The sequence below is a fragment of the Chryseobacterium sp. CG10_8 genome (assembly GCF_058117085.1).
This window is the reverse complement of record NZ_JBYVEB010000119.1, coordinates 1-8,550: the sequence shown is the minus strand read 5'-3', so window position 1 is coordinate 8,550 and position 8,550 is coordinate 1. Positions and strand designations below refer to the sequence as shown.

General features: G+C 34.7%; 7 protein-coding genes. 6 read left to right on the top strand and 1 reads right to left on the bottom strand.

The window, feature by feature from the left end:
- Positions 1-20: 20 nt before the first annotated feature.
- The gene (locus tag AC4AGG_RS14275) at positions 21-281 is read left to right on the top strand and encodes a GlsB/YeaQ/YmgE family stress response membrane protein (protein ID WP_489772688.1); all 261 of its coding nucleotides are present in this window, start codon (positions 21-23) and stop codon (positions 279-281) included.
- A 71-nt stretch (positions 282-352) separates the two neighbouring features.
- Here the strand turns inward: AC4AGG_RS14275 and sppA are convergent, their stop codons facing one another.
- Entirely contained in the window at positions 353-2,110 is a 1,758-nt protein-coding gene (sppA, locus tag AC4AGG_RS14270; RefSeq protein ID WP_489772687.1) for a signal peptide peptidase SppA, read from the bottom strand.
- Between the two features lie 25 nt (positions 2,111-2,135).
- On the opposite strand from sppA, the gene folK reads away from it, so the two are divergent.
- The 5 genes from folK (at position 2,136) to fmt (ending at position 8,550) form a co-directional block, all read left to right on the top strand.
- The gene (gene folK, locus AC4AGG_RS14265; protein WP_489772686.1) at positions 2,136-2,576 is read left to right on the top strand and encodes a 2-amino-4-hydroxy-6-hydroxymethyldihydropteridine diphosphokinase; all 441 of its coding nucleotides are present in this window, start codon (positions 2,136-2,138) and stop codon (positions 2,574-2,576) included.
- Positions 2,573-4,081 (top strand): OmpA family protein, encoded by a 1,509-nt coding sequence (locus tag AC4AGG_RS14260; RefSeq protein WP_489772685.1) that lies wholly within the window; start codon positions 2,573-2,575, stop codon positions 4,079-4,081. The genes folK and AC4AGG_RS14260 overlap by 4 nt, the downstream gene beginning before the upstream one ends.
- A 29-nt stretch (positions 4,082-4,110) precedes the next feature.
- On the top strand, positions 4,111-5,592 hold the full coding sequence (locus AC4AGG_RS14255; protein WP_489772684.1) for an OmpA family protein: 1,482 nt from the start codon (positions 4,111-4,113) through the stop codon (positions 5,590-5,592).
- A gap of 69 nt (positions 5,593-5,661) precedes the next feature.
- Positions 5,662-7,560 carry a RecQ family ATP-dependent DNA helicase gene (locus AC4AGG_RS14250; RefSeq protein ID WP_489772683.1) on the top strand — a complete coding sequence of 633 codons (1,899 nt, stop codon included), beginning with the start codon at positions 5,662-5,664 and terminating at the stop codon, positions 7,558-7,560.
- 42 nt (positions 7,561-7,602) lie between these two features.
- Positions 7,603-8,550 carry a methionyl-tRNA formyltransferase gene (fmt, locus tag AC4AGG_RS14245; RefSeq protein WP_489772682.1) on the top strand — a complete coding sequence of 316 codons (948 nt, stop codon included), beginning with the start codon at positions 7,603-7,605 and terminating at the stop codon, positions 8,548-8,550.

The window sequence follows — 8,550 nt, the reverse complement described above, 5'->3', positions numbered from 1 at the left end:
ATTATAAAAAAAAGTAAACTATGTTAGGAATTATTTCTTGGATTATTTTCGGGATTGTCGTTGGAGCAATCGCAAAGTTGATTATGCCAGGTAATCAGAATATGGGTTGGTTAATGACCAGCATTTTGGGTATTGTTGGATCTCTTGTTGGAGGTTTCATTGCAAGTGGCCTAGGAATGGGTGATGACGGAGATATCTGGGATTTGGGAACCATGGCCATTTCTGTTTTAGGGGCATTACTTGTTCTATTTATTTATGGAAAAGTAGTTGCAAAAAAATAATAGAAATTTAAGCAAAATAAAACGCTGTGCTATAAGAAGCACGGCGTTTTATTAGATTTATTATCGAAATCTTATTTAATCGAAATCTGATAAGGCATCTCCATCAACACTCCATTCTGAACTTTTGGATTAGCAATTTGCTTAAATAGCTCATAGTTTTGTTTCCCAAGTTTTTTCTGAAGAATTTTATCCGACATCTGATCTTCCTCCAAATCATTAAAAAGTTCTTCGAATCTAGATTTTTTCTCTGGATAAGTTGCAACATGATAATCTTTAAGACCAGCCTTCTTTGCAGCAAATGCAACCGCATCATTGATGGTACCCAACTCATCAACAAGACCAAGTTCTTTAGCCTTAGTTCCGCTCCAAACTCTACCTTCTCCAATCGCATCAATTTGCTCAAAGGATTTTTTTCTATTTTGTGTTACAAAATATACAAATCTCTTATAGGTACTTTCAACGGATTTATTTAGAATACTGACCATTCCTGGACTTACTCCATTAATTGCAGAAACAGCATTAGAACTCGCATTAGTTGCGACCACATCGGATCTGATACCGTTACGATTAGCCAATTCTTTGAAATAAGGAATCATTCCAAAAACCCCAATCGATCCAGTTATAGTATTAGGCTCAGAATAGATCTTATCTCCTGCCATTGCGATATAATAACCTCCTGAAGCTGCATAATCGCCAAAAGAAACAATTAATGGCTTTTTTGCTTTTAATTGCTGAAGTTCGAATAAAATCTGATCAGAAGCATTCCCACTTCCTCCAGGAGAATTCACTCTCAATACAACCGCTTTAACATCTTCATCGTCCTTTAAATCCTGAATTTCCTTTATGATATCATCCGAATAAATACCATTGAACCCTTCACCATCGTAGATACTTCCCGCTGCGTTAAGAATCGCAACTTGATCTTTTTTCCCTTTGTTACTTTCTTTGAATGAGTTGATATATTTAGACAAAGAAACTCTGTGAATATCATCATCTGCTTTAATATTCAATTTCTTTTTAATAATGTCATCATATTCACTTTTCTGAATAAGCTTATCAGCTAATTTATTTTGCATCGCTAAATCAGGTATTACACCATACAAGCTATCCACCACAGTTTTGAACCTACTAACATCCATTTTTCTTGAAGTATACATTTTTTGCGAAATATTACCCCAAATATCATTTAATAACACGCCAAGCTGTTCCTTATTCTCTTCGGAGATATCATTTCTTAAAAAAGGTTCTACAGCAGCTTTATAGTTTCCATGACGAATGACTTCGGTACCGATTCCATATTTTTCTGTAAAATCTTTAAGAAAAACTACTTCCGTAGACAATCCCTTTAATTCCACTCCACCAGTTGGATTAAGATAATACTGATCTGCAACAGAACCTAAATAATAAGATGGTTGAGATACGGTGTTACCATACGCGTAGACAAATTTCCCACTTTTCTTAAAGTCCTCTAATGCAGCCCTAATATTATCAATATGAGTTAAATCAGCATTAAGCATATTGGCTTCAAGACTAATTCCTTTGATTTTATCGTCTGTCTTTGCTCTTTTAATGGCGTCTAGAACATCGTATATCAGAACATCTTTCTCTTTAACGTCGAAAGAAAAAATATCTTCTTCAATCTCCGTTGGACTATCATGGATCATTGTTTCTGAATCAATTGTAAGCACGGAATCACTTTTAATTTTAGTTTTTCCAGAGTCTCCCATACTTCCAATAATCATCATAAAAATGAAAAACACAAATAGAATTACTCCTATTATAAAGAATGCCACTATATTTGCCAGTACATTACTAAAGAATCTTTTCATAATTTATTTACTTTAATTTTATAGTATGTCGCAACATCATGTCATTTTGTTACTCGGAAGTAACTTAGGAGATAAAGAAAAAAATATTGAGACTGCTTTTGTCAAATTACAAGAAAATGGATGCAAAATTATTAATAGGAGTAAAGTTTTAATAACAAGTCCCGTGGAATTTGTCAGTAAAAATAATTTTTGTAATATTGCAACGTCAATAAGTACAGAAAAATCTCCTACAAAATTACTTCTTTTGATTAAAAATATTGAAGAAGAAATTGGAAGAATAAAGGATACAAAGGCAGTGGGTAAGTTAATAGACCGATTGATTGATATTGATATAGTAGAATTTAACAATATTGAATTTTACTCAAAAAAATTGATAATCCCTCATCAGAAGCATATTTTGGAGAGAGAATTTTCAAAAGTATTATTAATGGATTTAGAAGATAAAACAGAAAAACATACCGTATGAAATTAAATTTATTATTACTTCTTGCCTTGCCTGCTGTATTTTATGCGCAGGATAGTCTTGCAGTAAGTAACAACAATCAGTATCCCAATACGTTTTCCTCGTATTCAGCTGATGTTGAAAAGTTTGACAATGACGCTCGGAAATTTAATGATTGGTCGATCTCCATCGGAGGTGGAGTACCATTTATGCAACGAGCAGATCTCACAACAGTTTATGATGGTAAAGTAAATTGGGGATGGAATGGTTACGTAAGTATTGATAAACAAATATCACACACATTTGGATTAAGTTTGCAATACCAAATGGGTGAAACCAAGCAACAAGGTCAGCTTCCAGGGGCTGAAGGTGTATTAGCAGGAGTAGCAAATGCTTGGACCAAGTATCATCAAGTTAGTTTAATTGGAGATATCAATTTCTCAAATCTTTTGAGAAGAGTAGATAACAAGTCTCCTTATAGATGGGCTCTACATGGTTATGCAGGAATTGGACTTCAAGGTTTCAATACAGAATTAATTGACAATAATGCCTCAAGATGGAGTACTACTCCTCCAAGAGTTCCAATTATAATAGAGCAAGATTTAAATCTTGCGAGTTTTTTCTATCAAGGTGGTCTAGGTTTGAAATATAAAATTTCAAGACGTGTAGATATTGAAGCTAGAACAATGTATATTATTTCTGGTGACGAAGAATTCGATGGTGGTGGATGGACAAGAGGTGATGTTTTTGAGGAAGATAAAAATGATGTTGTTGAGTATAACTTAATAAATGATAACTACTCAGACAACATGTTTACTTTCAATATTGGTTTGACATTCAAACTTGGAAAAAACATTTCTCATCTTGCTTGGCATGATCCGATGCAAAATGCTTATGCAAGAACTGCTGACTTAGAAAATAATATCAAAGATGTTGTAGTTTGTGAAAGTGGGGATGGAGATTTAGATGGTGTGTGTGATGATTGGGATAGACAATTAGATACTCCGTCTGGAGCAAGAATTGACGGAGCAGGTGTTGCCTTAGATCTTGACAACGATACTGTAATTGATTTATACGATCAGTGTGTTACTATTCCTGGTCCAGCTGATAATAACGGATGCTCTATTGCACCGCCAGTGACTACGGTCAACACCACAACTATCATAGAAAAAATCAACCAAGACTTTGAAGGAATTGAGTTTGCATTAAATAGCGATGTAATTCGCCCACAATCTTTTGAGAAATTAAATCATGCCGTTGAAGTTATTAAGACTCTTGATAACAACGCGCAATTCTTAGTTGTTGGAGCAACAGACACCAGAGGATCTGATGAATATAATCAAAAACTTTCTCAGAAAAGAGCTAATGCTGTTGTAAAATATTTAACGCAAAAAGGAGTACCAGCAGGAATGCTAATTGCAGAAGGTAGAGGAGAAAAAGATCTTAAATACCCAGAATGTGATCCAGCAACTAACTGTGACGAGTCTAAAAATGAAGCTAACCGACGTGTTTTCTTCGAGCCAAAATAACCTACTTTAAATTATAAAATAAACAAATTATGAAAATAAATACAGCAATTGTTGCTTTAGCATTAGCAATTCCAACAATATACCTCGCTCAAGAAGAGGAAAAAGTTGTAGCAGTAGAAACATCACAGTATCCGAATACTTTTTCATCAGGTTCTGCAAATGTTTACCCATTTAAAAATGAAGTTAAGAGATTTAATGATTGGTCGATTTCTGCCGGTGCGGGTTTACCATTAGTTCAATCCGCTGATTTAACATCTATCAAAAATGGTAATGGATCAGGAAAAAGTGTATTTGGTTATTCAGCTTACCTAAGTATTGACAAAACCATTACGCACGCTTTTGGTTTAAAATTACAATATGATAGAGGTGAAACTCGTCAAGGATGGTTTAATACTAAGAAAGATAACGGAGTTGATCCATCAACAATCGGATATAGCACTTATCCTTATGGAGCTAGAACGCAATATGATGCAATATCAATCTTGGGAGATATCAACTTTTCTAACATTTTAAGAAGAGTAGATAATAAATCTCCATTCCGATGGGCCCTTCACGGTTATGCAGGTATTGGTACTTTAGCATATAGAGCTTATCTTGAAGATAACAATGGTCAGGTTTTGAATACTGAGGTTAAGCCTTTCAAATTAAACTCACTTTTCTTCCAAGCAGGTTCTGGTTTAAAATATAAAGTAAGTAGAAGACTTGACGTCGAAGGAAGATTAATGTATGTAGTAACTGGTGATGATGAGTTTGATGGTGGAGGCGCACAATATAGCAGCATCAACAACAGAGAAGATCAAGTTTCTGATAACTTCTTTAATGCAACTTTAGGAGTTACTTTGAAATTAGGAAAACACCAATCACACCTTTTCTGGCATGATCCACTACAAGAAATTTACTACAAACTTGATGTTCTTGCTGACAAAAATCAAGATGTTGAGGTTTGTAAAAAAGGAGATAATGATAATGATGGCGTTTGTGATGATTGGGATAGACAATTGGACACTCCGGCAGGAGCAAGAGTTGATGGTGCTGGTGTAGCACTTGATGCTGACTTAGATACAGTAATTGATTTATATGACGAGTGTGTGACTGTTCCTGGTTCAGTCGACAAAAATGGTTGCCCAGAAGGACCTGTTGGACCAAGCGAAGTAATTGAAGATGAAATTACTATTTCAGGAATTGAGTTTGATCTAAATTCAGATAAAATCCTTCCTTCTAACACTCCAATCTTGAACAATGCTGTTAATTACATCAACAAAACTGATGGAGTTTATAAAGTAATCGGAGCTACCGATACTAGAGCAACAGCAGAATACAACCAAAAACTTTCTGAAAGAAGAGCTAACAATGTTAGAACTTATCTAATTCAAAATGGAGTTGATGGTTCAAAACTTCAAGCTGAAGGTAGAGGTGAAAAAGACCTTAAATATCCTGAATGTGACCCAGCTACTAAATGTCCTGAGTGGAAAAACAGAGCTAACAGAAGGGTATTCTTCGAAGCAAAATAATTGAAATATATTTCATAAATTTAAAGCCACGTCACTTGACGTGGCTTTTTTAATAGAGACCATTATATCATGAATAATACAGATTACCAAAAACTGAAATACGAAATATTGCATCATTTTTGGAATTCCGAAAGTTTCAGAAGTGGTCAAGAAGAGATTATTGATTCGGTCATTTCTAGGAAAGATGTCATCACATTATTACCCACGGGAGCTGGAAAATCTATCTGCTTCCAGCTTCCAGCTCTAATGCTTGAAGGAACATGTTTGGTGGTTTCGCCTCTATTAGCGTTGATGAAAGACCAAGTAATTCAACTAAAAAGAAGAGGAATTGAAGCTGATTTCCTATCTTCAGAACTAGACGACATTGATGCAGAACTCATTATCAATAGCTGCAAAGAAGGAATCACAAAACTATTATACGTCTCTCCCGAAAGACTGACGAATCCTACATTTCTAGAACATATTCAAGATGTGACATTATCTTTTTTAGCTGTTGATGAAGCGCATTGTATCTCAGAATGGGGACAAGATTTTCGTCCAAGTTATCAAAATATCAAAGCATTTCGACAGTCACTTGATAATATCCCTTGTATCGCACTTACTGCAACGGCAACCCCAAAAGTCTTGGAAGAAATTCAATATAAACTAGACTTAAAGAAGCCTTCAATCTATAAACAAAGTTTCAAAAGGAACAATATCAAAATCAATGTAAAGGAAGTTTCAGACAAATATCAATTGGTTTTTGATTTTTTAAAATACAATAATCAACCTGGAATTATCTACACAAGAACAAGAAAAGAAGCTGAAGAACTCACCTACTTCTTGAAGAAAAATCAAGTTAAAAATGTAGATTATTACCACGCGGGGTTACCAGTCAAAGAAAAGAACGAAAAGCAAAAACAGTGGATGACGAGTAACAATCATGTCATCATTTCAACTAACGCATTCGGAATGGGAATTGACAAGGATAACGTCCAATTTGTTATCCACTTCTCGCCTTCTGCAAGTTTGGAAAATTACTACCAAGAAATTGGACGAGCAGGGAGAAATGGAGCCTCGTCTTTTGCATTACAACTTTGGAATCAGCAAGAATTGACAAATATTGATGATACCTTAAGTAATCAAATTCCGAATAAAAGGGAGTTCACCAATATTATCAATTTTCTGTACTCGATGTTTCAAGTAGCGGAAAATGACTTGTCAGAATCCACCTTTCAAATCCATATCAACAGACTGCAATCGCTTTCCAAAGCATCGACAGCAAAGATTAAAAATGTCCTAAATTTTCTTCATTTTCAAGAAATCATTTATCTCAATTCCAATCCAGCTCCTTCGAGTATTGAACTCAAAATAGATATGGAAGAAATCTCCTTCTTACCAAAAAAAGATGCTTATTTCGCGGAATTACTAGTAAGATGTCTACCTGGTCTCACTACTCATAAAGTGAAGTATAGCGAGATCGCTTTATCACAGAAGTTACAAGTCAATCAACAACTTTTGAAAGAAAGAATATTGGACCTTCAACAATCTGGCGTTCTCAATTATATTGATGGGGCTCTTAGCAGTGTGAAATTTTTAAAACACCGAAATTCTAGAGACATCGAAGGAAAATATTGGAACCTTTTTAAGCAAATTCAAAAGAACAAATTGCAAAAATGGGAGGACTTCAAATTTTATATCAGAACTCAGGACTATTGTAAAATGTCACTGATACTCTCCTATTTTGGAGAGAAAAAATCAGAAAACTGCGGAAATTGCTCTTATTGCGAAAAGAAAAACGCAAAAGATAAAGTGTCTAATATCCAAGATGAGATACTTCAAATCTTACAGAATCAGCCCTCTAATATTGACGAAATTGCCTATCAACTACAATTTTATCAAAAAGAAAAAATTCTGGAAAGTATAATACTTCTTTTGGATCTTGGCAAAGTCAAAATGCTAAATTTCCGAACCTATGCTATTGCATAAGTTTTGTTTTGAAACTCCTTTGAGAACAAATATCTTTGCAACATGAATCCATTAAAAATTGTTTTTTTCGGAACTCCCGAATTTGCAAAAACAGCATTAGAAGCTATCCATCAATCTCATCATCAAGTCGTAGGCGTCGTTACGGCAGCCGATAAAGCGAGTGGAAGAGGACAAAAACTGAGCGCCTCTCCTGTCAAAATATATGCAGAAGAAAATCATTTGCCTCTCTTCCAACCAGAAAAATTAAGAAATGAAGAATTTCTTGCAGAAATGAAACGCTTGAAAGTAGATGTTTTCGTCGTTGTTGCCTTTAGAATGATACCTAAAGTACTTTTCGAAATACCAAAAAAAGGAACCTTCAACCTTCATGCTTCTCTCCTGCCTGATTATCGTGGTGCAGCTCCTATTAACTTTGCAATTATCAATGGAGAAAAAGAAACTGGAGTCACAACGTTTTTCATTAATGAGAAAATAGATGAAGGCAATGTTTTATTGCAAGAAAAGACCGAAATATTTCCAGACGACAACGCAGGAAGTCTTCATGACAGATTAATGAATATTGGAGCAGAACTTATCGTGAAAACATTAGACGGAATCGCTGAAAACTCAATTACAGAACAACCACAACCACACGTTGAACAGCCAAAAAATGCCTTCAAAATCTTTAAAGAAGATACTTTGATTAATTGGAATCTGAAAGGCGAAATCATCCATAACTTTGTTAGGGGAATGTCACCCTACCCTGCTGCTTATACAGTTCTTGATATTAAAGGCGAAGAAAAATCTCTGAAAATATTTTCTGGAAGTTATGAAGTTAGTCCTCATAGTAAATCACCAGGAAGCATAGAGATCAATAAATCAGGAGTCAAAATCTACACTCTAGACGGATTTTACACCCCGATGGAAGTCCAACTTCAAGGAAAGAAAAAAATGCCTGTAAAAGACTTTTTGAATGGCTTCCATGATTTTGAAAATATTTCAGTTAAATGA

Excerpts from the sequence above, each read along its gene's own strand:
- AC4AGG_RS14275 (WP_489772688.1), top strand. The coding sequence starts at position 21 with ATGTTAGGAATTATTTCTTGGATTATTTTCGGGATTGTCGTTGGAGCA.
- sppA (WP_489772687.1), bottom strand. The coding sequence starts at position 2,110 with ATGAAAAGATTCTTTAGTAATGTACTGGCAAATATAGTGGCATTCTTT.
- folK (WP_489772686.1), top strand. The coding sequence starts at position 2,136 with ATGTCGCAACATCATGTCATTTTGTTACTCGGAAGTAACTTAGGAGAT.
- AC4AGG_RS14260 (WP_489772685.1), top strand. The coding sequence starts at position 2,573 with ATGAAATTAAATTTATTATTACTTCTTGCCTTGCCTGCTGTATTTTAT.
- AC4AGG_RS14255 (WP_489772684.1), top strand. The coding sequence starts at position 4,111 with ATGAAAATAAATACAGCAATTGTTGCTTTAGCATTAGCAATTCCAACA.
- AC4AGG_RS14250 (WP_489772683.1), top strand. The coding sequence starts at position 5,662 with ATGAATAATACAGATTACCAAAAACTGAAATACGAAATATTGCATCAT.
- fmt (WP_489772682.1), top strand. The coding sequence starts at position 7,603 with ATGAATCCATTAAAAATTGTTTTTTTCGGAACTCCCGAATTTGCAAAA.